This is a genomic window from Amycolatopsis sp. VC5-11 (assembly GCF_037034185.1).
Taxonomy (GTDB): Bacteria; Actinomycetota; Actinomycetes; order Mycobacteriales; family Pseudonocardiaceae; genus Amycolatopsis; species Amycolatopsis nivea.
Window position 1 is genome coordinate 1,046,918 of the sequence record NZ_JBAGKF010000001.1, and the last position, 24,334, is coordinate 1,071,251.

23 protein-coding genes are annotated in these 24,334 nt (G+C 69.2%); 17 read left to right on the forward strand and 6 right to left on the reverse strand.

Annotation, left to right across the window (positions count from 1 at the left end; all coding sequences use genetic code 11):
- Positions 1 to 8: 8 nt before the first annotated feature.
- Together WA670_RS05165 and WA670_RS05170 are read left to right on the forward strand one after the other, a co-directional pair.
- The gene (locus WA670_RS05165; protein ID WP_037807080.1) at positions 9 to 509 is read left to right on the forward strand and encodes a SigE family RNA polymerase sigma factor; all 501 of its coding nucleotides are present in this window, start codon (positions 9 to 11) and stop codon (positions 507 to 509) included.
- Positions 506 to 1,243, forward strand: a complete 738-nt coding sequence (locus WA670_RS05170; protein WP_336157017.1) for a hypothetical protein — start codon at positions 506 to 508, stop codon at positions 1,241 to 1,243. The genes WA670_RS05165 and WA670_RS05170 overlap by 4 nt, the downstream gene beginning before the upstream one ends.
- On the opposite strand, the gene WA670_RS05175 is transcribed toward WA670_RS05170, so the two are convergent.
- Together WA670_RS05175 and WA670_RS05180 are read right to left on the reverse strand one after the other, a co-directional pair.
- Positions 1,244 to 2,197 carry a Gfo/Idh/MocA family protein gene (locus WA670_RS05175; protein ID WP_037807086.1) on the reverse strand — a complete coding sequence of 318 codons (954 nt, stop codon included), beginning with the start codon at positions 2,195 to 2,197 and terminating at the stop codon, positions 1,244 to 1,246. It lies immediately after the preceding gene.
- Positions 2,194 to 3,300 carry a DegT/DnrJ/EryC1/StrS family aminotransferase gene (locus tag WA670_RS05180; RefSeq protein ID WP_037807088.1) on the reverse strand — a complete coding sequence of 369 codons (1,107 nt, stop codon included), beginning with the start codon at positions 3,298 to 3,300 and terminating at the stop codon, positions 2,194 to 2,196. Before WA670_RS05180 ends, WA670_RS05175 begins: the two co-directional genes overlap by 4 nt.
- A gap of 191 nt (positions 3,301 to 3,491) precedes the next feature.
- Between WA670_RS05180 and WA670_RS05185 the strand changes: the two genes are divergently transcribed.
- Genes WA670_RS05185 through WA670_RS05215 form a run of 7 tightly spaced genes read left to right on the forward strand, consistent with a single transcriptional unit; the run spans position 3,492 to position 10,037 of the window.
- Positions 3,492 to 4,223, forward strand: a complete 732-nt coding sequence (locus WA670_RS05185) for a UDP-N-acetylglucosamine acyltransferase (protein ID WP_037807091.1) — start codon at positions 3,492 to 3,494, stop codon at positions 4,221 to 4,223.
- Positions 4,224 to 4,236: 13 nt separating this feature from the next.
- Entirely contained in the window at positions 4,237 to 4,509 is a 273-nt protein-coding gene (locus WA670_RS05190) for an acyl carrier protein (protein WP_336157018.1), read from the forward strand.
- Positions 4,502 to 5,233: an SDR family NAD(P)-dependent oxidoreductase gene (locus WA670_RS05195; protein ID WP_037807093.1), complete on the forward strand. Its 732-nt coding sequence runs from the start codon at positions 4,502 to 4,504 to the stop codon at positions 5,231 to 5,233. The genes WA670_RS05190 and WA670_RS05195 overlap by 8 nt, the downstream gene beginning before the upstream one ends.
- Before the next feature lie 58 nt (positions 5,234 to 5,291).
- A complete protein-coding gene (locus WA670_RS05200; protein ID WP_336157019.1) occupies positions 5,292 to 6,701 on the forward strand; it encodes an AMP-binding protein in 1,410 nt (469 codons plus the stop codon).
- Positions 6,698 to 7,750, forward strand: a complete 1,053-nt coding sequence (locus WA670_RS05205) for a LuxE/PaaK family acyltransferase (RefSeq protein ID WP_336157020.1) — start codon at positions 6,698 to 6,700, stop codon at positions 7,748 to 7,750. The genes WA670_RS05200 and WA670_RS05205 overlap by 4 nt, the downstream gene beginning before the upstream one ends.
- The gene (locus WA670_RS05210) at positions 7,747 to 8,991 is read left to right on the forward strand and encodes an acyl-CoA reductase (protein ID WP_336157021.1); all 1,245 of its coding nucleotides are present in this window, start codon (positions 7,747 to 7,749) and stop codon (positions 8,989 to 8,991) included. The genes WA670_RS05205 and WA670_RS05210 overlap by 4 nt, the downstream gene beginning before the upstream one ends.
- Positions 8,992 to 9,005: 14 nt before the next feature.
- Positions 9,006 to 10,037 (forward strand): lysylphosphatidylglycerol synthase transmembrane domain-containing protein, encoded by a 1,032-nt coding sequence (locus WA670_RS05215; RefSeq protein ID WP_205673059.1) that lies wholly within the window; start codon positions 9,006 to 9,008, stop codon positions 10,035 to 10,037.
- 66 nt (positions 10,038 to 10,103) lie between these two features.
- Here the strand turns inward: WA670_RS05215 and WA670_RS05220 are convergent, their stop codons facing one another.
- Entirely contained in the window at positions 10,104 to 11,621 is a 1,518-nt protein-coding gene (locus tag WA670_RS05220) for a tachylectin-related carbohydrate-binding protein (RefSeq protein ID WP_238603605.1), read from the reverse strand.
- 307 nt (positions 11,622 to 11,928) lie between these two features.
- Between WA670_RS05220 and WA670_RS05225 the strand changes: the two genes are divergently transcribed.
- Both WA670_RS05225 and WA670_RS05230 read left to right on the forward strand, forming a co-directional pair.
- Positions 11,929 to 12,405 carry a hypothetical protein gene (locus WA670_RS05225; protein ID WP_336157022.1) on the forward strand — a complete coding sequence of 159 codons (477 nt, stop codon included), beginning with the start codon at positions 11,929 to 11,931 and terminating at the stop codon, positions 12,403 to 12,405.
- Positions 12,398 to 12,784, forward strand: coding sequence for a hypothetical protein (locus WA670_RS05230; RefSeq protein WP_238603603.1), 387 nt, complete (start codon positions 12,398 to 12,400; stop codon positions 12,782 to 12,784). The genes WA670_RS05225 and WA670_RS05230 overlap by 8 nt, the downstream gene beginning before the upstream one ends.
- Before the next feature lie 7 nt (positions 12,785 to 12,791).
- On the opposite strand, the gene WA670_RS05235 is transcribed toward WA670_RS05230, so the two are convergent.
- On the reverse strand, positions 12,792 to 14,714 hold the full coding sequence (locus tag WA670_RS05235; protein ID WP_336157023.1) for a DUF6541 family protein: 1,923 nt from the start codon (positions 14,712 to 14,714) through the stop codon (positions 12,792 to 12,794).
- A 194-nt stretch (positions 14,715 to 14,908) separates the two neighbouring features.
- Between WA670_RS05235 and WA670_RS05240 the strand changes: the two genes are divergently transcribed.
- Positions 14,909 to 16,426, forward strand: coding sequence for a hypothetical protein (locus tag WA670_RS05240; RefSeq protein ID WP_238603601.1), 1,518 nt, complete (start codon positions 14,909 to 14,911; stop codon positions 16,424 to 16,426).
- A gap of 65 nt (positions 16,427 to 16,491) precedes the next feature.
- The gene (locus WA670_RS05245) at positions 16,492 to 17,223 is read left to right on the forward strand and encodes a lysophospholipid acyltransferase family protein (protein WP_037807118.1); all 732 of its coding nucleotides are present in this window, start codon (positions 16,492 to 16,494) and stop codon (positions 17,221 to 17,223) included.
- A 324-nt stretch (positions 17,224 to 17,547) separates the two neighbouring features.
- On the opposite strand, the gene WA670_RS05250 is transcribed toward WA670_RS05245, so the two are convergent.
- Positions 17,548 to 18,372 carry an HAD family hydrolase gene (locus tag WA670_RS05250; protein ID WP_106961491.1) on the reverse strand — a complete coding sequence of 275 codons (825 nt, stop codon included), beginning with the start codon at positions 18,370 to 18,372 and terminating at the stop codon, positions 17,548 to 17,550.
- A gap of 57 nt (positions 18,373 to 18,429) precedes the next feature.
- Here WA670_RS05250 and WA670_RS05255 point away from each other — a divergent pair, with 57 nt between their 5' ends.
- On the forward strand, positions 18,430 to 19,317 hold the full coding sequence (locus WA670_RS05255) for an LLM class flavin-dependent oxidoreductase (protein WP_134727954.1): 888 nt from the start codon (positions 18,430 to 18,432) through the stop codon (positions 19,315 to 19,317).
- Between the two features lie 40 nt (positions 19,318 to 19,357).
- Here the strand turns inward: WA670_RS05255 and WA670_RS05260 are convergent, their stop codons facing one another.
- On the reverse strand, positions 19,358 to 21,370 hold the full coding sequence (locus WA670_RS05260; RefSeq protein WP_238603600.1) for a DUF6541 family protein: 2,013 nt from the start codon (positions 21,368 to 21,370) through the stop codon (positions 19,358 to 19,360).
- An 89-nt stretch (positions 21,371 to 21,459) separates the two neighbouring features.
- Here WA670_RS05260 and glf point away from each other — a divergent pair, with 89 nt between their 5' ends.
- From glf to WA670_RS05275, 3 genes are read left to right on the forward strand one after another with little or no spacing between them, the layout of a single operon-like run.
- Positions 21,460 to 22,683 (forward strand): UDP-galactopyranose mutase, encoded by a 1,224-nt coding sequence (gene glf, locus WA670_RS05265; protein ID WP_037807122.1) that lies wholly within the window; start codon positions 21,460 to 21,462, stop codon positions 22,681 to 22,683.
- A complete protein-coding gene (locus WA670_RS05270; protein WP_037807124.1) occupies positions 22,676 to 23,194 on the forward strand; it encodes a phosphatase PAP2 family protein in 519 nt (172 codons plus the stop codon). Before glf ends, WA670_RS05270 begins: the two co-directional genes overlap by 8 nt.
- The gene (locus WA670_RS05275) at positions 23,191 to 24,249 is read left to right on the forward strand and encodes a decaprenyl-phosphate phosphoribosyltransferase (RefSeq protein ID WP_043837798.1); all 1,059 of its coding nucleotides are present in this window, start codon (positions 23,191 to 23,193) and stop codon (positions 24,247 to 24,249) included. The genes WA670_RS05270 and WA670_RS05275 overlap by 4 nt, the downstream gene beginning before the upstream one ends.
- The last annotated feature ends 85 nt before the right edge of the window (positions 24,250 to 24,334 follow it).

A 24,334-nucleotide genomic window follows, 5' to 3' on the forward strand; every position in this document is an offset into this window, starting at 1 on the left:
GAGGGGGGATCGTGCGCGGGGACGACGAGTTCGCCGACTTCGTGCGGTCCTGTTCTGCCCGCCTCACCCACGCCGCCTACCTGCTCACCGGCGACCGCCACCAGGCTGAGGACGCCGCGCAGACCGCCTTCACCCGCACCTACGCCGCCTGGCCCAAGGTGCGGCGCAAGAACCCCTACGCCTACGCCCGGCGCGTCCTCGCCAATCACGTCATCGACATGTGGCGTCGCCCGATCCGCGAATACGCCACCGAGGAGATGCCGGAACCGTCGAAGGTGCCGGACATTTCGCATGCCGTCACCGATCGAGAATGGCTTTCCGACGCATTGGCCCGGCTCACCGCCCGGGAACGCGCCGTGGTCGTGCTCCGGCATTTCTTCGATTTGCCGGAACACCAAGTCGCCGAGGAATTGGGCGTGTCCGTCGGCACGGTGAAGAGCACCAATTCCCGCGCGCTGGCGAAACTGCGCGTGGACGGTGACGCGCTGGTCGGGGAGGTGAGCGCGTGACGGACGAACTCGACCGGTTGCGCGCCGCGCTTCAGGAAGCGCCCGCGGAACCCTTCGCGGAGCCCGATCTGGAGCGAATCTTCAAAGACGGCGGGCGGATCCGGCGTCGGCGGCGGTTTCTGACGTCCTCGGGAGCGGCAGTGGCCGTGGTCGCCGTCGTGTTCGGAGCGGCTTGGCTGGGCTCGCCGGGCGGTGCGCCGGAGCAGGTGCACGCGGCGGCAGCGCCTCCGCCGTCGGTAATGACAACGAGCACCGCCGCGCCGGCACCGGCTTCGACGTCGGCTGAGCCGCGGCCGCTCGGCGACGTGATTTCCACCGGCACTTACTCCGACGGCGCGGAACTTGTCTTCTACGCAACGGAAATCGACGACCCGGACAACCTGCCGGCTGTCCAATTCGGAGTGATGGCCAGCCTGTCCGAACCGGACGGCAACCTGCGCCCGCTCTACCTCGCCAACGAATCCGAAGGCAGGGACCGCTCTTTCGGCTTCCACGCCACCTCGGGCGGCACCACCGTGTCCGACACCTGGGTGCCGGTCTACGGCTACTTCAGCGGACCGGCCGCGCGCATTGAGACCACAGTGGACGGTCGCACGGTCCCGGCGCATACGGCGCGCTGGAGCGAGGATCCGGACGTGGTCGTGTTCTGGTTCGACCAGGACGACGTACCGTCCGCGGAGAGCGCGACCCCGCTGGTCGCCTACTCCGCGGACGGCAAACGCCTCACCAAATAATCAGGCGGCTTCGGCCAGAACCTGCGCCACGACCTCGTGCGACGGCAGGATCAGCGCCCGCTCGACATCCGCGTCGACCTTGCCCTCCAGCAGGTCGACGAACCGGTCCAGCTGGGTCGCCAGCGGCTCGCGCGCGGTGACCAGCTCCGGGATCTCGATGACAGTCTGCTGCCGGTAGCCGAGGCCGTCCGGGGTGACCGAATCGTGCGAGACGTGCCGGTAGATCGTCACGTCGCGGCGCAGCAGGTCGATCTCGATCATCCGGTCCAGTTCGGACACCGTCAGCGACCGGACCTTGCGTTGCGCCAGCCGCGAGGCCGACACCGTGGCCAGTCCGGCGGGGAACGACAGCACCGTCTCGATGGTGTCCTCGGCCCCGGTGACCGACTGCGGGTGGAAGTAGCCGGCGCTGGAGGTGACCCGGCTCGGGGTCGACCCGCCGAAGAACTGGATCGCCAGGTCGACGTCGTGCACCAGCAGGTCCCACGCGACGCCGGTCTTGATCCGCGGCGCGTACGGGCCGTGCCGGCGCGCCATCAGGTGCACCGGTTCGTTCACCAGCGCCCGCGCGGTCATCACGGCCGGGTTGTAGCGCTCGAGGAGCCCGCACATCAGCGGGACGTCCTTCTTCGCCGACAGGGCAACGATTTCCTGCGAGAACTCGAGGCTGTTGCACACCGGCTTCTCGACCAGCATCGGCTTGCCCTGGCCGAGAATCTCCTGCGCCAGCTCGTAATGCACCTCGGTGGCCGAGGCGAGCACCACCGCGTCCACATCGGACAGCGAGCCGATTTCCGGCGTCCACTGGGTTTCGTAGCGGTCGGCGACCGCGCGGCCCGCTTCCTCGCGCGGGTCGATCACGCGGGCCAGGTCCACCCGGTCGTTCTGCGACAGGACACGCGCGTGCAGCGAGCCCATGTTGCCGGTGCCGACGAGTGCGATGCGGTGTGTCATGCGCCCAGTACCTCGCGAACGGCCTCGATGATCCGGTCCAGCTGGGATTCGGTCAGGTGCGGATGCACCGGCAGCGAAAGCGCTTGCGCGGCAACGGCGGACGCCGCCGGGAAGTCCTCGACGCGCGCGTCCGGGATCAGCGGGTGCCCGCGGTAGCAGTCGTAGTCGAAGACGATCTTCGGGTAGTAGATCCCGTTGCCGATGCCCTTTTCGGTCAGCGCGGAAGCGAATTCCTCGCGCGAGAGCATCGCGTGCGGGCCGACCAGCACGGTGTACTGGTGCCACACGTGCTCGCGGCCCGGCAGCACCTGCGGGACCTCGAGGCCCGGCGTGCCGGCGAGACCCTCGGACAGCCGCTTCGCGTTGGCCTGGCGGGCAGCGGTGAGCTGGTCGAGCTTCTCCAGCTGCGGGATGCCGACCGCGGCGTGCAGGTCGGTCATCCGGTAGTTGTGCCCGGCCATCTCGTACTGGTAGCGGGCCTTCATGCCCTGGTTGCGCATCACGCGCAGCTTGTCGGCCAGCGCGTCGTCGTCCGTGGTGATCACGCCGCCCTCGGCGGTGGTCACGTTCTTCGTCGCGTACAGCGAGAAGCAGCCGATGCCGTACGACCCGGCCTGCTTGCCCTCGAACGACGCGCCGACGGCCTGCGCGGAGTCCTCGATGATCCGCAGCCCGTGCTCGGCGGCGAGCGGCGCGAGCTTGCCCATGTCCGCGGTCTGGCCGTACAGGTGGACCGGCATCAGCACCTTGGTGCGCGGGCCGACCGCCGCGGCGACCGCGTCCGGGTCGATCGCGAAGTCGTCGCGCCGGATGTCGGCGAACCGGACGGTCGCGCCCGCCTCCAGGATCGCGTTCAGCGTCGCGACGAAGGTGAACGGCGAGGTCACCACCTCGTCCCCGGGCTGAAGGTCCAGCGCCTGCAGCGACGCGACGAGCGCCGTCGTCCCGTTGTTCACGGCGATGGCGTGCTTCGTGCCCGCGACTTGCGCGAAAGCGTCCTCGAAGCGCTTGACCATCGGCCCCTGAGCGATGGCGCCGGATCGCAGCACCTCGACGACCAGGTCCTCCGCGTCTCGGACGTCGACCACGGTAATGGGGATCATCGGCAGTCTCTCTCGGCTGGGGATTTCTGTGCGTCCGGTACAGTGCTAGGCGCTCCGGCCGCGAGGCCGGAAAGCCGCCGGTTCTGCGCCCGGCCACCCTGCATGCACGCGGGCCACACGTTACCGGGCGCCGCAGGCAGCCCTTGACCCCAGGCCGTCCAGGCCGGAAGCGACGAAACGGATCACCGACTGTGTCACCTGCGGCACCCAACCGGATTCACCCCACGGCAGTCGTCGGCGAGGGCGTGGAGCTGGGCGAAGGCAATGTCATCGGCCCGTACGCGGTCATCGTCGGCCCGGCCCGCATCGGCGACGGCAACTGGATCGGACCCCACGTGACCATCGGCACGCCGGGCGAGGACCGAGGCGGTCCGCACCCGGCCGCCTGGGAGGGCGCGCCGACCGGCGACCCGGCTCAGGACGGGCACGGCGTCGTCGTCGGCAGCCGCAACCGGATCCGCGAGTACACCAGCATCCAGCAGGGCACCTGGCGCGCCACGACGCTCGGCGACGACTGCTACGTGCTGCGCGGCAGCCACATCGGGCACGACGTGCTGGTCGACGACCAGGTCACGCTCGCCTGCAACGTCATGCTCGGCGGGCATACCCATGTCTGGCCGTTCGCGAACCTCGGCATGGGCACGGTCGTGCACCAGGGCGGAAGCATCGGCCCGGGCGCGATGGTCGGGATGGGTTCGGCGGTCCGCCGCGAGGTGGGTGCGTTCACCATCACGGTCGGCAACCCGGCCCGGGTCACGGGCGTCAATACAGTGGGCTTGTCGCGTCGTGGCCTCGACGAGGCGGCCGTCGAGGCGCTCGGCCCGTGGGTCAAGGGCAAAGGCGACCTCCCGGACGACGGGCTCCCCGAAGACCTCTCTACCTTGGTGAGGGCGTGGGACGCACGCCCGCGCGAAGAACACTAAGTGCAAAGGAACGATGACTGTGTCTGACGCTCAGGCCGCGAGGCCGGATGTCGCCCCCAAGCTGCGCGAGGTCTTCGTCGAGGCGCTGGACCTCGACGGGGACGTGGACGTCGAGAACCTCAAGTACCGCGACCTCGAGGCGTGGGACTCGGTCGGGCACATGGCGCTGGTCGCCGCGATCGAGGACGAGTTCGACATCGAGTTCGACACCGACCAGGTGATCGACATGTCGAGCTTCAAGGTCGCGGTCGACATGGTCACCGACCTCGTGTCCAAGAATGACTGATCTGACCGGACGCGTCGCGCTCGTCACGGGCGGGACGCGCGGAATCGGGCTGGCCACCGTGCGCGCGCTCGTCGAAGCGGGCGCCACCGTCGTGCTGACCGGGCGGGACGAAGACCGGGCGAAGGCAGTCGCCGCCGAGGCGGGCGCCACGGCCGGTCTCGCGCTGGACGTCACCGACGCGAAGGCGGTCTCGTCGCTGGTGCGCGGCGTCGCGAAGGAACACGGGGCGCTCGACATCGTCGTCGCCAACGCCGGCGTTCTCGAGGACGCGCTGCTCGGCATGATCAGCGAAGACCTGGTCGACCGCATGTTCAAGACGAACGTCGGCGGCACGATCAACACCGTGCAGGCCGCTTCGCGCGTGATGAGCAGGCGCAAGTCCGGTGCGATCGTCCTGCTGGCCTCGATCGTCGGCGAGAACGGCAGCGCGGGGCAGACCGCGTACGCCGCTTCCAAGGCCGCGGTCGGCAACATCGCCCGGTCCGCGGCGAAGGAGCTGGGCAGGCACAACATCCGGGTCAACGCGGTCGCGCCCGGGGTGATCGAGACCGACATGACGTCCCACCTCGGCGAGAAGGTCATCGCCGAGCGCATCGAGGACACGGCGCTGGGCAGGCTCGGCAAGCCCGAGGAGGTCGCGAAGGCGATCCGCTTCCTGGCGAGCGACGAGGCGGCCTTCGTGACGGGCCAGATCCTGGGCATCGACGGCGGCTTGGTGTTGTGAGTCCGGATATGCCGGTTCTCGCCGGCATGCACGCTCACGGGCACGACGAGGAGGTTCGGTGAATCTGGTTGGCGAAGGGTCCCGGCTGGTCGACGTGGCCGGCGGCCGCACGCTGGCGGGCGACGAGCTGACGGCGGAGGTCGAACGGTCCGCGACCGCGCTGGCGGAGCTCCCGCCCGGCGTGCTGTTCGCGCGGATGTCGCTGGACCTGGACAGCGTGCTGCGGTACCTCGGCGCGTTCGAGGCGGGACGGGCGATCGCGCTGATCGACCCCGCGCTCGACGCGGAGGTGCTCGAAGGCCTGATCACCCGGTTCCGGCCGGCTGCCGTGCTGGCCGCGCCCGAAGCGGACGCGCCCGATGGCTACCGGGCCGAGAACGGGCACTGGGTGCGCGAGTCGGCCGAGGGCGCGGTCCCGCACCCTGACCTCGCCGTTCTGCTCCCGACCAGCGGTTCCACCGGCAATCCGAAGCTTGTCCGGCTGTCCCGGCAGGGCCTGCTGGCCAACGCCGACGCCATCGCGCAGGTGCTGGCGATCGACGCGGAGGAGGTCGCTCCGACCTGTCTGCCGCTGCACTACAGCTACGGCCTTTCGGTGCTCAATTCGCACCTTTTGCGCGGTGCGACTGTGGTTATCGAATCCTCTGGCGTACTTGGCCGCGGATTCTGGGATTCGGTGAAGGAACACGGCGTGACTTCGCTGTCCGGCGTGCCCTATCACTACGAAATGCTGCGCCGGCTGAAATTCGACCCGGCGAAGTACCCGACCCTGCGGACCCTCACCCAGGCGGGGGGCAAGCTGCGGGACGACCTGGTCGCCGAGTTCAACGACAAGATGCTCGCCGTCGGCGGCCGGATGTACGTCATGTACGGCCAGACCGAGGCGTCCCCGCGGATGACCACGGTGCCCGCCGAGCGGCTCGCGGACAAGATCGGCTCGGCCGGTCCGGCGCTGCCGGGCGGTTCGTTCTCCATCCGCCGCGACGACGGCGAGGAAACCACGCATCCCAAAATTGTCGGTGAGGTCCTTTACCGTGGACCTAACGTGATGATGGGTTACGCGGAGGACGAAGCAGGGCTGAGCGCGGGAGACGAATACGGCGGAATGCTGGCCACCGGGGATCTCGGGTACCTCGACGACGAGGGGTATCTGTACATCACCGGCAGGCTCAAGCGGATCGGCAAGGTGTTCGGCAACCGGGTCAGCCTGGACGACCTGGAGCAGGCCGTGCGCACGGCCGCGGTGGGCATCGACGTCGTGGCCGCGGTGCCCGCGGGCGACAAGGTCGTGCTGTTCGCCGAACTGCCCGAGGGCGACGGCGCGAAGGCGATCTGCAAGGACGCGGCGCGGGCGCTGGCGGAGCGGCTGCACCTGCACGCCAGCGGGTTCGACGTGCGTCCGATCGACACAGTGCCGCTGCTGGCCAGCGGGAAGATCGACTACCGGTCGCTGGAAGGACGGGTATGAGTGTGTTCACGCGCTCGCAGGCGGAGCGAGAGGCGGCGCTGCTCCCTGAGCTCGCGGAGCTGACCGCGCACCACCGGGCGAACTCCGCCGGGTACGAGCGCATCCTCTCCTCGCTCGGTTTCGCGCCGGACGCGTCGTTCGCCACGATCGCGGACCTGCCGTGGCTGCCGGTGCGGATGTTCAAAACGCACGACCTGAAGTCCATTCCGGACTCCGAGGTCTTCAAGACCCTTACGTCCTCGGGCACCACCGGGGCCGGCGCGTCGCGGATCTACCTGGACAAGGAAGCGGCGGGCGCGCAGACGAAGCAGCTCGGCGCCACCTTGCAGGAGGTGCTGGGCGGCGAGCGGCTGCCGATGCTGATGGTCGACACGATCGGCATCATCAAGAACCGCCGTTCGTTCTCCGCGCGCGGCGCGGGCGTGCTCGGCATGGCGAACTTCGGCCGCAAGCACACCTACGTGCTGGACGAGAACGACCAGCCGGACGTCGAGGCCGTGCGGAAGTTCCTCGCCGAGTACGGCGACAAGCCCTTCCTGATCTTCGGCTTCACCTTCATGGTGTGGCAGTACCTCTACGAGGTCGCCCGCGAGCACAAGCTCGACCTGTCGAACGGCATCCTCATCCACTCCGGCGGCTGGAAGAAGCTGATCGACCGCGCGGTCGACAACAGCGAGTTCCGCAGGCGGTTCAAAGAGGACACCGGCCTCACCCGGATCCACAACTACTACGGGATGATCGAGCAGATCGGCACCGTGTTCCTCGAGGGCCCGTCCGGGAACTCCTTGTACTGCCCCGATTTCGCCGACGTCGTGATCCGCGACCCGGAGACCTGGGAAGAGCAGCCGGTCGGCAAGCCGGGAGTCATCGAGGTGGTGAGCACGCTGCCGCGCTCGTACCCGGGGCACGTGCTGCTCACCGAGGACCTGGGCGTGTACAACGGAATCGACGACGGCGACTGGCCCGGCAAGCACTTCTCCGTGCTGGGCAGGCTGCCGAAGGCCGAGGCCCGCGGGTGCTCGGACACGTTCCAGGGAGCTGCCGCATGAGTGCTTTGGACCAGCGTTTTCCGCTGGGCGACTCGGTTTCGGTCGGCGCCCTGCTGGACGAGCTGCGCGAGGAACCGCCCGGCGGCAGGCTGACGGTCGGCGACCCGCGGGTGGTCGAATTCGTCACCAAGTTCGCGCGCAAGCTGCTCGCGCCCGCGCTGGCGCGGCGTTTCCCGGAGCTGGCTTCGCTGGGTTTCTTCCTGCGCAAGGGAGAACTCGCGAAGTCACTGTCCACTTTGGAAACCAACGGCGATTCGCTGCGATTCCCGCGCGGGCTCGTTTTCCACGTGCCGCCCGCCAACGTGGACACCATTTTCGTGTACTCGTGGGCGCTGTCGGCGCTGGCGGGCAACAGCAACGTCGTGCGCGTGTCCTCGCGTTCGGCCGGTGCGGCGGAAGCCGTGCTGGAAGCGCTGAACGCGGCGATGGAAGACGTCTCGCCGGAAACCGCGGCCACCATCCGCGCCACCCAGCGCATGGTCACCTACGACCGCAGCGACGAGGTCAGCGGCGCGTTGTCGCTGGCCGCGGACCTGCGAGTGATCTGGGGCGGCGACGCTTCCGTGGCCGCGCTGCGGAAATACCCGCTGGCCCCGCACGCGCGGGACCTCACCTTCCCGGACCGCTCGTCGTTCGCGATCGCGTCGGTGCGCGGCTGGCAGGAAGCCGCGCCGGAGCAGCGCAAGGCGGCCGCCGAGGGCTTCTACAACGACTCGTACTGGTTCGACCAGGCCGCCTGCTCGTCGCCGCGCGCGGTGTTCTGGGTCGGCGACGCGGCGGGCGCGCAGGCCGCCGGACGGGAGTTCCGCGGGCTGCTCGCCGAGGTGCTGGCAGCGAAACAGCACGTCACCGAGCCGGCGATGGCCGTGCAGAAGCGAGTGTCGGCGTACGGCGCGGCGGTCGACGGCCTGGTGTCGTCGATCCGCTTCGACGGCAACGCGCTGGCGACGCTCGAGCTGGCCGACGCCACGGTGATGCCGCGCGAATGGCTGGGCGCGGGCACGTTCGCGAACGCCTCGGTGGCGTCGCTGGACGAGCTGGTGCCGATCGTGCAGCGCAAGGACCAGACAGTGAGCCAGTTCGGGTTCACCCGCGAGGAACTGACCGGATTCGTGACGGCGCTCGCCGGACGCGGGGTGGACCGGGTCGTGCCCTTCGGCTCGGCCCTCACGTTCGCCGGGGTCTGGGACGGCTACGATCTGCTGTCCGAGTTCAGCCGGCTGGTCACGGTACAGGCCTGAGGAGCTGAGAGGCAGTGACGACCGTTCGTACGCAGAGCCCGGGGGACGACACCCCGTCCACTGAGGACACTCCGTCCACTGAGGACGCCCCGACCACCGGAAAAGCCCGCAAGTCCACCAAGGCGCGGGTGCTCGACGTCGTGCGCTGGGTCGCCATCCTCTTGGTGATCGGCTTCGCGGCGAAGAGCCTGGCGTCCAACTGGGACGAGTTCTGGCACACGCTGTCGGATGTCGCCTGGCAGTCCTCGGCGCTGAGCCTGGTGGCGCTGATCCTGTCGATCATGGTGTCCACCTGGGGCTGGCAGATCCTGGTCGACCACCTCGGCAAGCCGATCGGCTACGCCCGCGGCGCGCAGATCTGCCTGGTCGGCTCGCTCGGCAAGTACGTGCCGGGTTCGGTGTGGGCGTACCTGCTGCAGATGGAGCTCGGCCGCAAGGCGGGGCTGGCGCGGGCCCGGATCTTCACCGGCTCGCTGATCCAGCTCGGTGTCGGCGTCGTTTCCGCGCTGGTCGTGTCGCTGCTGGCCGCGCCCGCGGTCTTCAGCAACAGCCCGCGGGCGATGTGGCTGTTCGTGCTGATCCCGGTCGGTCTCGCGCTGCTGCACCCGCGGATCCTGACCTGGGGCACCTCGCTCGTCCTGAAGATCCTGCGCCGTCCGCCGCTGTCCGAGCCGCTCGGCTGGGGCGTGGTGCTCAAGACCTTCGGCGCGTCGATGGGCGCGTGGGTGCTGCAGGGGGTGCACCTGTGGCTGCTGGCGAACTCCGTCGGCGCTCCTGGTGTCAACGGCCTGGTCTTGTGCGTGGGCGCGATGGCCGTCGCGATGACGGTCGGCACCTTCGCGTTCATCCTGCCCAGCGGCGTCGGCGTCCGCGAGGTCGCCCAGGTCGCGGTCCTCACGGCGAGCGGCCTGACGGTCGGCCAGGCGACGGCGTTCGCGGTCGCCTCGCGGGTGATGTTCACGGTGGCGGACCTGCTCACGGCCGGTTTCGCCGCGCTCGCCGCGAAGATGGCCGCTCGGCGGGCTGTCCCGGTCGACGCTGCCTGAGTTTTTGCGTACGAGAAAGGCCCGCCCGGGTTCGGGCGGGCCTTCTTGGTCAGCGGAGCAGATTCGCTAGGCGAACCGGCACGAGTCCGGTGCCGCGGTCACGTGGATGTCGGTGTTCCATCCGTATCCGACGGGAGTGCCCGCGCCGTTCGCGGACCAGGTGTCGGTGTTGGGCGAGTAGCGGTACCAGAGCAGCGTCGGGTTGCCCGACAGGCTCGCGCCGCGGCCGTACAGGATGTCGGCTCCCGGCGAGAAGATCTCGGTGAACATGTTCCAGCCCACGCCGGCGGACTTGTCGCGCTGGGTCCACTTTCCGGAGCCGAAGTCGTAGACGAAGCGGTACAGGTTGCCTGCCGGGGTCCGGGCGTAGAGGACTCCGTCGCCCGCCGCGGTGATGGAGTCGAACTTTCCCCAGCCGGTGTCGATCAGCTGGCCGTTTCCGTCGACCCACGTGTTGGTGGCGTCGTTCCAGACGTATGCCTTCAGCTGGCCCAGCTGGTCGACCGCGAAGATACGGCCGGCCTGGTCGACGGTGACGCGGTTCTGGTACTCCGGGGTGAGGAACTTTTCCCAGCCGCCGCCGACCCCGTTGCCGCCGCCCCAGCCGTTGGCCGCGCTCCACGTCCAGCGCCGGAGCACGCCGCTCGGGACGCTGTCGCCCGCGCCGAGGTTGCGGTGGACGTCCCAGAGAACCCCGCCCTTGCCGGCGATCTGCCGTCCGGTCCATCCGGTTCCGATCGCCTTGGTCGGCACGTCCCAGGAAATGGCGCCGTTCGCCGGATCGCGGTGCACGTAGCGCCACATCGAGCCGTCGGAACGGGCGTCCCACACGGTCGCGCCGTTCGGACAGGTCACCGGGGCGGGAACGGTGTTCTGCCGGATCCAGTCGGCGAGGTCGTCGACCCGGGCTTCGGTGCCGCCTTCGCGGGTTTCGGCCACCGCGAGGCAGCCGTGCTGCCAGGAGCGGCTGTTGACGGCCACGACCTCTACCTTGTCGCCCACCGTGCGCAGGGCGGGGCCGCCAGCGTCGCCGAGGCAGGTGTCCGACCCGTTCGCCGAAGTCACTGACGCCTCGGTGGCGTTCACCGACGAGACCGAGAACGTGGCAATGGACGGCCGAGCGGGCACCCATTCGGTCGCGGTACGGCCAAAGCCAGCCAGTTGGAGTGATTCCCCGCTCACCGGGGCAGTCGTGGCCAACGCGACCGGCGCGATCCCGGTAGCGGGCTTGTCGAGCTTCGCCAGCGCGACATCGCGATCGGTCCGGCCGATTACTTTGACGACCTTGGCGTTCGTTCCTGCTCCGGTACTGACGTCGACTGCGCCGACGCTGACCGTTGCGTTTTCAGTAGGCGCACCGGTTGCGCTCGCGGTCAGGCAGGTTGCCGAGGTGATGACCCAGGACGGGTCGATCAGCGCGGCCGAGCATGCCTTCGTCGGGGTCGCGATGCGCGCGAGGTAGCCCGACGTTCCGGAGGGCACGACAGTTCCCCCGGAAATCGCGTGCGCCGGGACGGCGGTCAGTACGCCGCCGGTGACCAGGGTGGCGGAGAGAGCCAGGATGCTGCGGGTTCTTCGAGGCACAGGCGTTCTTCCTTCTCGGTCCGATGGAGTGCTGGCGTAATCGGCGGCTAGGACCGGGCGCGGCAGGCCGAATACCAGTGACGGCTTTCGCGGTCCATAGACCGAATGACGTAATTGCTGCCTATCCCCAGTTCTTTCATATGTATGTCAATCCATTCGATTGATCGCTGCAGATCGTCCGCTTTGCTATCGCCGGTGACGGGTGGGCATTACGTGCTGTGATGAGTGTCACAGCGAGGCCAGTTCCGGTATTTTGTCGAGAATAAGACCCTCCGTCCGGAGGGGTTGACAATGATGGGGAACCGCTGTGACAGACCCGTTCCAATTCTCCAAGAAATCCCTGCTTGACCAGCAGCAGGCGCTCGAGGAACGCGCTCCGGACGAGGCGGTCGCGACCTGGGTCGAATTGGCGAACCTGGCTCGTGCTGAACTGCAACGGCTAGGGCTGCCCGCGTCGATCAGCACTTCCCGCGACCCCGTTTCTCTGGACACTCCTCCTGGGGTGTGCATTCATATTGCCGACCGGTATCCGTACGGAGTGCTGTTCAGCTGGCATGCGCCCATCATCGATACGGAGAGTTTTCGGGAGAAGCTGATCGCGCAGAAAATGGACGACCCGCTGGTGGTCCGGGTGTTCGAAGTGACCGGGATGATAGAGCGCGCGGTGCACCGCTTGCTCGACAAGGCTGGTTTCCGAGTGTTCATCGACAATTCCGCGCACAGGTACTACGAGTTCCGGGTTTTGGCCGCGCCGGCCCGGTTGAGGGGGGCCAAGAGTGTCTGATCCGCTTCGGTTGATGGAAACGTGGTCCACCGAGGGCGGCGAGGCTGTCCAGGCTTCGGCGGACGCGGTCGAGTCGTGGACTGAACTGGCGAATCTCGCCCGCGACGAGCTGGTGCGGATGGGGATCCCGGCTGTCGTGCACGCGTGGGCCGAGGCGAGTCCGGGGGCGGTGGTCGAGGTCCACGCGGGCCCGCCGTACGGCGTCACCGTCAAGTGGAAAACCGTGGTCGCCGATTCGGACGATGCCGCGAAGGACATCCTCGAGGAGACGATGTACTCGGTGCTCAGTGCGGCGAACTTTCGCACTCTGGTCGATAAAGTCGGGCCCGATCAGTATATTTTCCGGGTGCTGAAGAGGCCGTACTTGATCCTGGAATGACCAGCCCTCAGCGATTCAGCTGGTAAATCACCGCGTCCTCGTTGCGGTACACCTCTTTCAGGAACGGCAGCCCCGCCAACCCGTTCACCCCCGGATCCGCGTACGCGCGCTTCGGCGGAGCCGCCGGGCGGCCCAGGATCACCCAGTGGATGTTCAGGCGCTGTACGGCGGCGCGGACGGCCGGGTCCGTGTCGTAGTCGCGGAATTTCGCGGCCAGCAGCACGGCATCCGACGGCGGGCTCGTGCCGTCGTCGTGGGCGGCGACGGTGCGGACGCCGCTGAGTGCGTAGGTCCACGGCGTGCCGTCCCAGCGGTCGTTCATCGCCCATTGACCCGGCTTCGCGAGCTTGCCCAGTTCCGCCATCGCGCGTTCCTCGCCGGGCGTGATTTCCAGGGTGTGCGGATCGGGGCGGTGATACCCGCGCGCGACCACCTCGCTGTTGGTCTCGGTGTACAGGCCTTTCGAGGCTCCCGCGAAGGCGACCAGGACCACCCCGGCGAGCGCTGCCGGCGGCACCCGCGCGGGCAGCCGTTCCTTCAGCCACTCGTGCAGTCCCGCGATTCCGTGGCCCGCGATGAACGACAGCGGCACGATCGCCATCGTGATGAACCGGTACGGGTCGTCCCACCACGGCCGGGCCAGTGCCATGACCAGCGGTGCGTCCGAGGACGAGACCGCCATATAGAACAGGCCGGTGACCAGCGCGGTCAAGCCGATCCAGCGCAGCGAGCCAAGCCTGCGGAAGAAAATGAAACCGGCCAGCAGCGCCACCGACAGCACAATCTGCGGCTGTGGTTCGAAATGCTGGAACCCGAGCAACGCGCCGAGCGCGGTCGTCGCGCGCCATTCGCTGGGCCAGCCGAGATATTGCACCGTCGAGCTGTTCGCCAGCCCCAGCGCGCCGAACAGTTGCAGCCACGCCACGAGCATCGCCAGCACCGCGATCGGCAGGAGTGCCAGCAGGTCCTTGCCGATCGAGCGCCACCGCTCGATCCAGCGCTGCACCAGCAGCGGCCCGGCGAACAGGATCGCGCCGAACAACGTGGACGAGTGGATACAGAGCAGTCCGACCGCCCCGATCATCAGCACGAAACCGGTGTCCGGTGCGACCCGGTCGAGGTACCGGCGCAGCACCACGGCGGCCAACGGGGTGAGCGCCATGCCCAGCAGGAACGGGTACAGCGGCCCGCGGTCCATTGACTCGTACAGGCCCATCACCGGCGCGACCGAGGCGAGCGCGACGGCTCCGGCCAGCACCGCGCGGCCGCGGAACGCCCGCACCAGCACCGCGAGCGAAAGCGCCAGCAAGCCCGGCAGCAACGCCGTGTTCACGTCCAGGGTGAGCGGGATCGAACCGCCGCTGAGCGTGTACTGCACGGAGGCGAGCAGGTGGTACGCGTTCGGGTAGAAAGGCGGTTTCCCGTCCCCGTACCAGTTCACCGTGCCCATGCCGAAAAGGCTGCCGTCGCCGGTTTCGGCGATGTAGCGCACGCCGTTGGCCGCGTACGGCGCGTCGCCGCCCTGCGCGATCGCGCCGAGGTGACCCATGCCGTGCGCGGCCGTGTAGAACCCGATGACGGTGGCGAGGACGACACAGGCAGCGACTGCCCAGTTCGCCCGCGGTTCCCAGGCCCGCACCTCTCGCTCGGGCCGCCACCGGCGCACCGTGAGCCACCGGAGTCCAAACGCGACAGCCGCGAAGATGACGGTGGCCAGCGCATAGGTCCAGGCGTTGAAGGGCAGCCCCATCGCCGCTGTCCACGGGCCCGCGAGGCCGCCGACGGCGTAGCTCAGCAGCGGGGTCAGGCCGGCCAGCAGCCAGCCGCGCAATCCGGCGGCGGCGCCGGTGATCAGCCCGGGAATCCCGAGCACGAGCAGGCAGCAGGCGATGCTGGCTACCACGGACAACGTTGTGGGGTCGCTCGGCACAGTCTTCCTCGAGTTATCGGCGTCCGCCTGCTCCCCGTGGCGGATGGGAATCGGGCCTTAGGCTAGCCGCACCCCATATACACCCGAACGGCTGATGTCCGGGAAGCGCGGCCGCGCGCTTGACTGGAGCCGGTGAGGAACGGTCCGCCCGGGGGTCGGCTGGACGGGTGAGGGGCGCGGGAGGCTGGGGGCGCGTGGTTTACGCGGTCGTGGGGGGATGGCTGGCGCTGGCCGCGCTGGTCGTCGCCGCCTGGCGGCGGATGGGGCAGGACCGGAGCTGGCGGGTCGCGGTTCTTCTGCTCGTTCTCGGGTTTTCTCTGCTGCATCAGCTGTTGTTCGCCACCGCGACCGAGGACGCGTACGTCAGCTTCCGGTACGCGCAGAACATCGCCGACGGCAACGGCCCGGTCTTCAACCCTGGCGACCGCAGCGAGACGTACTCGAATTTCCTCTGGCTCGTAACGATCGCCTTGCCACGCGGGGCATTCGGTGCGGAAGTGCCGTCGGCAGCTGTCGTATTGAGTGGCGTGGCCGCGTTGGGATGCGTGTTGATGGCGTATTTCCTCGCCAACCGCATCGCCGCGCTCGGGTTGCCGGACGGGGCCGAGCCGCGGCGCGCGATCGGGGTCGCGGCGGCGTTGCTGACCGCGGGGGCGAACGGGCTTGCGGTGTACGGGCTTTCGGGCACTGAGCTGCCGATGTTCGCGTTGCTCATGCTCTGTGTCGCGTACGCGTTGGTGGCCGGTCGGCCGTTGGTCGCCGGCGTGCTCGTCGCCAGCGCGGTGATGACGCGGCCGGAAGGGATTGCGCTCGCCGTTGTCGGCGCGGGATGGCTCGTTTTCGCTGCCGTGCGCGGGCGGCACACCTGGTGGGCACCGGTCGGTTTTGTGCTGGGCGCGCTGGTGTTCCTGGCTCCGTGGACGGCTTGGCGCGTTACCTACTACGACCGGTTCGCGTCGGACGTGAGCCTGCCGCCCGCACCGGATTGGCCGTATCTGGGCGGCTTCGCCTTGGCGCACTTGGGTTTTCTCGTCCCGGCCGCGGTGGTGGCGGGGTTGGTGGCATCGCGGGGGCGCGCGGTGGAAGCCCGGTCGGCGTTGTGGTTGGTGCTGGCGCTCGCCGTCGGCCACACCGGGATCGTGGTGCTTTTCGAGGATGATCCGGGACTGTCGTGGCGGCTGCTCGTGCCGGTGCCGCCCTTGCTGGCGGTCGCCGCGGTGGCCGGGTGCGGCGTCCTCGCTCCGGTACCGAGGCCGCGGGCGATTTCCCGGGCGGTTCCGGCGGTCACCGCGGCGCTCACCGGGGTCGCGGTGGCGGTCTCCGTGTTCAGTCCGGAAGTGCTGGAGCGCGTGCGGGCCTGGAGCACGCAGGGCGCGCAACTGGCCGAGGTCGGGGACTGGCTCGCCCGCTACCTGCCGCCCGGATCAACTGTGAGCGCCGGGTCGCCGGGGCTGCTCGCGAGCCGCGCCGGTTCGCACGTGCTGGTGGTCGGGATGGACGCGGAACGGTCGACGCTCGCCGTGCCCGGCCGGTCGGGATACGCCGATCGCCAGGATTGTGCCGACGACCTGCCCGCCTGGTACCGCGTCGCGACCTTCCGGCGCACCGGGACGCCGTTCTGGATCGCGGTCTACCCGCGCGCCGACGACGCCAGCCGGCTCGTCGGCGAACTCGACCGAGCGCCGGACTTCCACTACGTGTCCTGCCCCTGAAGTGTGGCGGAGCCGACCCGCGCGACCTACCGGCGGGAAACCTACGGTCCCGTAGCCTTGGGCGCATGGCTGAATTCGTGTACCCGCCCGTCCTGGTCGCCGCGCGGCTGATGTTCCGGCTGCTCGACAACCGCCTCCGGGTGACCGGCGCCGAACACGTGCCCGCCCGCGGCGGCGCGGTGCTCGCCTGCACGCACGTCAGCTACCTGGACTTCATCTACTGCGGCCTCGGCGCCCGCCCGGCGAAGCGGCTGGTGCGGTTCATGGCCAAGCAGGAGATCTTCAGCAACCCGGTCGCCGGCCCGCTGATGCGCGGCATGCACCACATCCCGGTGGACCGCGCCGCCGGGCAGGCGTCCTACGACGAGGCTGTGGCGCGGCTGCGCGCGGGCGAGGTCGTCGGCGTGTTCCCGGAGGCCACGATCAGCCAGTCGTTCACCGTGAAGGACATCAAGACCGGCGCGGTCCGGATGGCCGCCGAGGCGGGCGTGCCGGTGATCCCGATGGCCCTGTGGGGCACGCAGCGGCTGTGGACGAAGGGCCGTCCGCGCGACCTCACCCGCAGGCACGTGCCGATTTCGGTGGTGATCGGCGAGCCGATGCGCCCCGGCCCGGAGGACTCGTGCGAAGCGCTGACGACGGACCTGCGCGCCCGGATGTCGGAGCTGCTGGAGAAGGCCCAAGCGGAGTACCCGGAGGCCCCGGAGAGCGACGCCGAGCGCTGGTGGCTGCCCGCCCACCTCGGCGGCAGCGCGCCGACGCCCGAGGAGGCTGCTGCGCTCGACCGCCGCTCTTGAGCGCCCCAATGCCGCATTGGGTGCGTTGAGCGCACCGAATGTGGCGTTGGGTGCATCTGACGCACCCAATGCCACATTGGGGTTTCTCAGTAGTGCGGCGTGCGGCGTCGTGACGGCGATGCGCGGCGTCGACCGGGCGGCGTCGCTTCTCCGCTCCAGTTGACGTCCGTGAAGGGCTCCTTGAGGGAATCAGATTCCCTGAAGGAGCCCTTCACGGGCCTCGGGGGGAGGAGCCGCCGGTGCGCCTAGTCGGCCGGGGCCCGCAGCGTCCTGGCAACCACCGCTGCCGCGAACCGCGCTACTGAAACAACCTCATTGGGGTGCCTAGAACCAGCGCTCCAGAACCTCCGCCACCCCGTCCTCCGCAGCCGGTCCGGTTACCTCGTCCGCCACCGCCAGCACGGTCGGGTGGCCGTTGGCCATCGCGACGCCGTGGCCCGCCCACTGCAGCATCTCGACGTCGTTGGGCATGTCCCCGAAGGCGATCACCGACGACTGGGGCACGTCGAAGCGCTCGGCGATGTCCGCGAGCCCGGTCGCCTTCGTCACTCCGTGGGCGGACAGCTCGATCAGCCCGCCAGAGGACGAATACGTGACGTCCACCGCTCCGTCGAGCACCGCGCTCGTCGCTTCGGCCATCTCCTCCGACGTCATCCCGCGGCGGCTGACCAGCAGCTTGATCGCCGTTTTCCCCAGCACCTCGGCGCGCGGCGCGATGCGGCTCTCCTCGTCGCCCCACGGGTTGTGGTACTCCGGCTCGATCACGAAATTGCGCAGTTCGTGGTCCACCGATCCGGTGCTGATCCGTTCCGCAGCCAGCCGGCAGCCGGGCAGGGCCTTGTCGAGTGCCGAGGCCAGGTCGTGCAGCAGTTTCGGCTCGAGTTCGCCGTGCACCGCGACCACCGAGTCGGTGCCGATGTCGAGCAGCACGGCTCCGTTGGCGCACACCGCGTAGCCGGTCAGCCCGAGCGGTCCGGCGATCGGCGCGATCCAGCGCGGCGGGCGGCCGGTGCACAGCACGAACGGCACGTCGTCGGCCAGTACCCGCTGCACGACCGACACCGTGCGCGGCGTCACTTGTTCGCTGGGGCCGAGCAGGGTGCCGTCGACGTCGGACGCGATCAACCGGGGTTTCTCCACGTCTCCCATTCTCCCGGTCGCCGCCCGTTCGAGCGAATGTCAGTGCCGGACGTTACGGTCGGCCTCGTGCGAGCAGGCATCGTAATTCTTCCTGAAGACCGCTGGTGGGCGGCCGAGCCGAAGTGGCGCGCGGCCGAGGAGTACGGCTTCGACCACGCGTGGACCTACGACCATCTCGGCTGGCGGTCGCTGGTCGACGGGCCGTGGTTCTCCGCTGTGCCCACCCTCACCGCGGCCGCCATGGTCACCTCCACGATCCGGCTGGGCACCTTCGTCGCCTCTCCGGTCGCGCGGCACCCCGTGCCGTTCGCGCGCGAGCTGATCACCCTCGACGACGTGTCCGACGGCCGGTTCGTGCTGGGCGTCGGAGCGGGCGTGGACAGTTCGCGCTACGACGCGCAGGTGCTGGCCGCTCCGGAGCTGACCGCGCGGCAGCGGGTCGACCGCTTCACCGAGTTCGTCGAGGCGCTCGACGGGCTGCTGATGACCGACAACTTCGACTTCTCCGGCGAGTACTACTCCGCGCGCGGCGCGCGGAACCTGCCGGGCACGGTGCAGCGCCCCCGGCTGCCGTTCCTGGTCGCGGCCAACGGCCCGCGCACCATGACGCTGGCCGCGCGGTTCGGCGCGGGCTGGGTCACCACCGGGCGCGGCGGGGACACCCTCGACGAATGGTGGACCGGCATCGCCGAGCTGGTCGCCACGTTCGAACAGCGGGCCGAAGCGGCCGGCCGGGAACTGGCGGGCATCCAGCGGTACCTGAGCCTCGACGCGGCGCCGGTGTTCTCGCTCAGCAGCGTCGCGGCGTTCCGCGAGGCCACCGAACGGGCCCGTGAGCTGGGCTTCACCGACGTCATCGCGCACTGGCCGCGCTCGAGCGGGCCGTACGAGGGGCACGAATCGGTGCTGGAAAAGGTCGTCGAAGAAGTGCTGCCGGGCCTCAAGGCCGAGTAGCCCTCGTGACCGCGGCCAGGGGAGGCCGCGGTCACGAGAGTCACCTGATGATCGTGTAGATCTGCGCGCCCGGATTGCGGTAGACGAGCTGCAGGAAATCGCTGCCCATGAGGTCGCGCAGGCCGGGGGAGATCGGCGCGCCCTTGGCGATCGGACCACTGCCCACCAGCACGTGGCGCACCTTCAGCCGCTGGACCGCCTCGCGCACGCGCACGTCGAGGTCGTAATCGCGGAAGTGCAGCGCCAGGTAGGTCGCGTCCGGCGAGACCGGGCCGCCGCCGTCGTAGTGGCCCGCCACCGGGTGCACGCCGGTCAGCGCGTACATCCACGCGGTGCCGTCGAGCCGGTCGTTCAGCACCTTCTCGTCCGGCGGGATGTGCATCCGGCCGAGGAACTCCATGGCCGCGATCTCGTCCGGGCTGACCGGCGGCGTGACCTCGCCCTCCGGCCCGTTGTAGTACAGGAACGACACCGCGGTGGCGTTCGCGGTGCGGTAGAACCCGCCGGTCAGCACCGCGGTCACGGCCACGACGACCGCCGCCGCCGCGATCCCGAGCCGGGAGACCACCCGCGGCCGCGCCTTCGCCCAGCTGATCGAGCGGATCCGCTGCGCCGTCCAGCGCTGCAGCTCCGCCATGCCGTGCCCGGCGAGCAGGCACAGCGGGATCGCGGCCAGCGCCATCAGCCGGAACCGGTCGTTCCACCACGGCCGCGACAGCGAGATGACCAGCGGCGAGGCGCCGTAGGACGTGACCAGCACGAACAGCCCGGAGAGCCCGATCGCGGACAGGACCAGCCAGCGCATCCGGTCGAGGGTGCGGAAGGCCAGCACGCCGACCACGAGCAGCACGGTGAGCCAGAGCTGCGGCGTGTGCAGCACCTGCTGGAACGTGCCGAGCATGTTCAGCGCCGACAGGACCGGCAGGTCCGAATTCCACGGCTGGTACGGGTACGAGCCGGAGGTGAACTTGATCGCGCCCAGGATCTGCGGCGCGGCGAAGACGACTGCGGCCGCCATGACCGGCACTGTGCGCACGATGTCGCCGCCGATCACGCGCAGCCCGTTGCGCCCTTCAGGCACACCGTCCACCCGAAGCCTGCGAAGCGAGCGGTACCAACGCTGCAGCACTAGCGGCGCCGCGAAGAGGACGCCGCCGAACAGTGCGCTCGAGTGCGCGGTGAGCAGACCGTCCGCGGACAGCGCGAAGACCAGGCCGGTGTCGACGCCCGGGCGTACGAGGAAGCGTTGCAGCGCGACCACCGTGAGCGGCGTGAGGACTATCCCCAGCGCGTACGGCAGCAGGCCGCTCGACACCGACTCGTACGCGCCCGTCGTCGCGGCAGCGGCGATCAGGGCGGTGCAGCCCGCGAAGACCGCCCGGCCGCCCATCTGGCGGACCAGAGCGACCATCGACAGCGCGAAGATGCCCGCGACCGGCATGGTGATGGCGTTCAGCGTGACCGGGATGCTCGTCCCGGAGATCTGGTAAACCAGCGCGCCGACCAGGTGATAGCCGTTCGGATAGAACGATCCGTCCGGGTACCAGTTGATCTTGCCCATGCCGATGAGCGAGCCGTCGCCGGTGTCGGCGATGTAGCGGATGCCGTTCGCGTGGAAGACGGTGTCCCAGCGCTGGAAGACCGCCGTCGTCCCGCCGCGCGCGGAAAGCACCACGGCGATCGACAGCGCCGTCGCCACCGCGACGCACGCGGCGACCGACCACTGCGCGCGCGTGCTCCAGACGACCGGAGGCTCCTCCGCGCCCGGGGTGATCCAGCCGCGGACGAGGCAGAGCCGCCGGATTCCCCACGCGACCCCCGCCAGCAGCAGCGTGCAGGCTGCGGCGGTGAAGACGTTGTACGGGAGACCGACAGTCGACAACCAGGGCCCAGCCAGGCCGGTGACGGCATAGCTGAGCAGCGGCGCGAGCCCGGCGAGGGCCCACCCGCGCACTCCCGCGGCCCGGCCGATGAGGCCGCCAGGGACTGCCAGCACGGCCACGTAGCTGGCGACCGCGCCTAGATAGGTCCAGAAGGTGTCTGGTGCAGGCATGCTTCTCACGTGTGTAGTGCCGGTAAAACCTGGCGGGATGCCGAGGTCGGTTCGGGACGCGGTCGCGCGACTGCGTACCCTGAGCGCCCGTGAGCGAGCACACGAACTCCGCCAAGATTACTGAAGACGACTTTCGCGGTTACGACCTCGTCGTCGTCGGGTCCGGTTTCTTCGGCCTGACCATCGCCGAACGGGCCGCGGCCGAGCTGGGCAAGAAGGTCCTGGTCCTCGAGCGCCGTCACCACCTCGGGGGCAACGCCTACTCCGAGGTCGAGCCCGAAACGGGCATCGAGGTGCACCGCTACGGCGCGCACCTCTTCCACACGTCCAACAAGCGGGTGTGGGAGTACGTCAACCGCTTCACCGAGTTCACCGGCTATCAGCACCGGGTCTTCGCGCGGGTGAAGGACCAGGTCTACTCGTTCCCGATGAACCTCGGCCTGATCAACCAGTTCTTCGGCAAGTCGCACACGCCGGACGAGGCGCGCGAGCTCATCGCGAAGCAGGCCGCCGAGTTCCGCACCGAGGACGCGCAGAACCTCGAGGAGAAGGCGATCTCCCTGATCGGCCGTCCCCTCTACGAGGCGTTCATCCGCGGGTACACCGCGAAGCAGTGGGAGAACGACCCGAAGAACCTCGGCACGAACATCATCAACCGGCTGCCGGTCCGCTACACCTTCGACAACCGGTACTTCAACGACACCTACGAGGGTCTGCCGGTCAACGGCTACACCGCGTGGCTCGAGAAGATGGCCGAGCACGAGAACATCGAGATCCGGCTGAACGTCGACTACTTCGACGTCCGCGAGCACATCCCGGCGGGCACCCCGACCGTCTACACCGGGCCGCTGGACCGCTACTTCGACTATTCGGCGGGCCGGTTCACCTGGCGCACCGTCGACTTCGAGTCCGAGGTCGCCCAGACGGGCGACTTCCAGGGCACCTCCGTCGTCAACTACAACGACGAAGAGGTCCCCTACACCCGCATCATCGAGTTCCGCCACTTCCACCCGGAGCGGGACTACCCGAAGGACAAGACGGTCATCTTCCGCGAGTACTCCCGGTTCGCGAAGGAAGACGACGAGCCGTACTACCCGATCAACACCGCCGAGAACCGCGAGAAGCTGGAAAGCTACCGCGAGCTGGCGAAGACCGAGGCACGCGAGAAGAACGTGCTGTTCGGCGGGCGGCTCGGCACGTACAAGTACCTCGACATGCACATGGCCATCGGGTCGGCGCTGTCGATGTTCGACAACAAGATCGCCCCGCATCTGACCGACGGTGCGCCGTTGGACGGGTCGATCGATGCTTGAGAAGGACACCCCGCGCGGTGAGGTGGCCGTGCTCTCCAGCACCCAGAAGGTGCTGAAGAAGCCGGGCGCCGTGCAGGTCGCGCGGGGAATGTCGCTGTTCGGGGAGCACAGCGCGGGATGGTTCGCGCTGGGCTTGCTCGGAGCGGCGGTGGACCGCGACCGGCGCAAAGACTGGCTGGTCGCGTCGGCCGGAGTGGTGGGCGCGCACGCCGCGTCGATCGCCGTGAAACGCGTCGTGCGGCGGCGCCGTCCGGACCATCCCAGCGTGGAGGTTCTGGTCGGCACGCCGAGCAAGCTGAGCTTCCCGTCGTCGCACGCGACGTCGACGACAGCGGCGGCGGTGCTCTACTCCGGATTGACCGGGCGTAACCTGGTCCCCGCCCTGGTACCGCCGATGCTCGCCTCGAGGCTGCTGCTCGGCGTTCACTATCCGACAGACGTTCTGGCCGGAGCCGCCCTGGGAGGCGTCGTCGGCGGTCTGATCCGACGGAAGCTGACCAAGAAGCGATGAGCGAAACGACCGACGAGCGAACCGAAAACGCGTCCGGTACGGCCGAATCCGCAGAAGCGACAGAGGCGGCCGCCGAGAAGACCGACGCGGCCGAGGCGACCGAGAAGGTCGAGAAGACCGAGAAGGTCGAGAAGCCTGAAACCCCGGCCGCCCCGACCCCGACCTCCGGCACGAGCCCCGTGGGCCTCGTGCTCGGGGTGATCAAGACCGCGCGGCCGAAGCAGTGGGTGAAGAACGTCCTCGTCTTCGCGGCGCCGTTCTTCGCGTTCTCCAAGGCGACGAACCGGACCGAGCTGGTCATCGACGCGCTGATCGCGTTCGTGGCGTTCTCGCTCACCGCCTCGTCGGTCTACCTGATCAACGACGCCGTCGACGTCGAGGCCGACCGGGCCCACCCGACGAAGCGCAACCGCCCGATCGCGGCGGGCATCGTCCCGGTCCCGGTGGCCTACGCGGCGGCCGTGGTGTTCTTCCTCGCCGGCCTCGCCGTGTCGTTCGCGGCGGACTGGCGGCTGGCGATCGTGCTGGCGGTCTACGAGGCCGTGCAGCTCGGCTACTGCTTCGGCCTGAAGCACCAGCCGGTGGTGGACCTGGCGATCGTCGGCTCGGGCTTCCTGATGCGCTCGGTGGCCGGCGGCGTCGCGGGCGGCATCGCGATGTCGCAGTGGTTCCTGCTGGTCACGGCGTTCGGCTCGCTGTTCATGGTGGCCGGCAAGCGGTACGCGGAGATCATGCTGTTCGAGCGCACCGGCGCGAAGATCCGGTCCTCGCTGAAGAAGTACTCGGCGAGCTACCTGCGCTTCGTGTGGGCGACGTCCGCGGCGATCCTGATCATGTCCTACTGCCTGTGGGCGTTCGAGATCCGCCAGGCCGAGCACAACTCGGTGTGGGCGGTCGTGTCGATGGTCCCGTTCGTGATCGCGGTGCTCCGCTACGCGGTCGACGTGGACGGCGGCAACGCCGGTGCGCCGGACGAGATCGCCTTGAAGGACCGCGTGCTGCAGGTGCTCGGCGCGACCTGGGTCGTGACCCTGTTCCTGTCGTTCTACCTGTGAACGGCGCGCAGATTTAAACAGCTGGGATTCAGCTTCTCCACAGCATCGACGGTCACCCTCGGGGGTGGGAGCCGGGACACCCCGC

Bases quoted from the DNA above. Each gene is read 5' to 3' on its own strand.
- WA670_RS05175 (WP_037807086.1), bottom strand. From the start codon at position 2,197: ATGACACACCGCATCGCACTCGTCGGCACCGGCAACATGGGCTCGCTG.
- WA670_RS05180 (WP_037807088.1), bottom strand. From the start codon at position 3,300: ATGATCCCCATTACCGTGGTCGACGTCCGAGACGCGGAGGACCTGGTC.
- WA670_RS05190 (WP_336157018.1), top strand. From the start codon at position 4,237: ATGACTGTGTCTGACGCTCAGGCCGCGAGGCCGGATGTCGCCCCCAAG.
- WA670_RS05195 (WP_037807093.1), top strand. From the start codon at position 4,502: ATGACTGATCTGACCGGACGCGTCGCGCTCGTCACGGGCGGGACGCGC.
- WA670_RS05205 (WP_336157020.1), top strand. From the start codon at position 6,698: ATGAGTGTGTTCACGCGCTCGCAGGCGGAGCGAGAGGCGGCGCTGCTC.
- WA670_RS05210 (WP_336157021.1), top strand. From the start codon at position 7,747: ATGAGTGCTTTGGACCAGCGTTTTCCGCTGGGCGACTCGGTTTCGGTC.
- WA670_RS05245 (WP_037807118.1), top strand. From the start codon at position 16,492: ATGGCTGAATTCGTGTACCCGCCCGTCCTGGTCGCCGCGCGGCTGATG.
- WA670_RS05250 (WP_106961491.1), bottom strand. From the start codon at position 18,372: ATGGGAGACGTGGAGAAACCCCGGTTGATCGCGTCCGACGTCGACGGC.
- WA670_RS05260 (WP_238603600.1), bottom strand. From the start codon at position 21,370: ATGCCTGCACCAGACACCTTCTGGACCTATCTAGGCGCGGTCGCCAGC.
- WA670_RS05270 (WP_037807124.1), top strand. From the start codon at position 22,676: ATGCTTGAGAAGGACACCCCGCGCGGTGAGGTGGCCGTGCTCTCCAGC.
- WA670_RS05275 (WP_043837798.1), top strand. From the start codon at position 23,191: ATGAGCGAAACGACCGACGAGCGAACCGAAAACGCGTCCGGTACGGCC.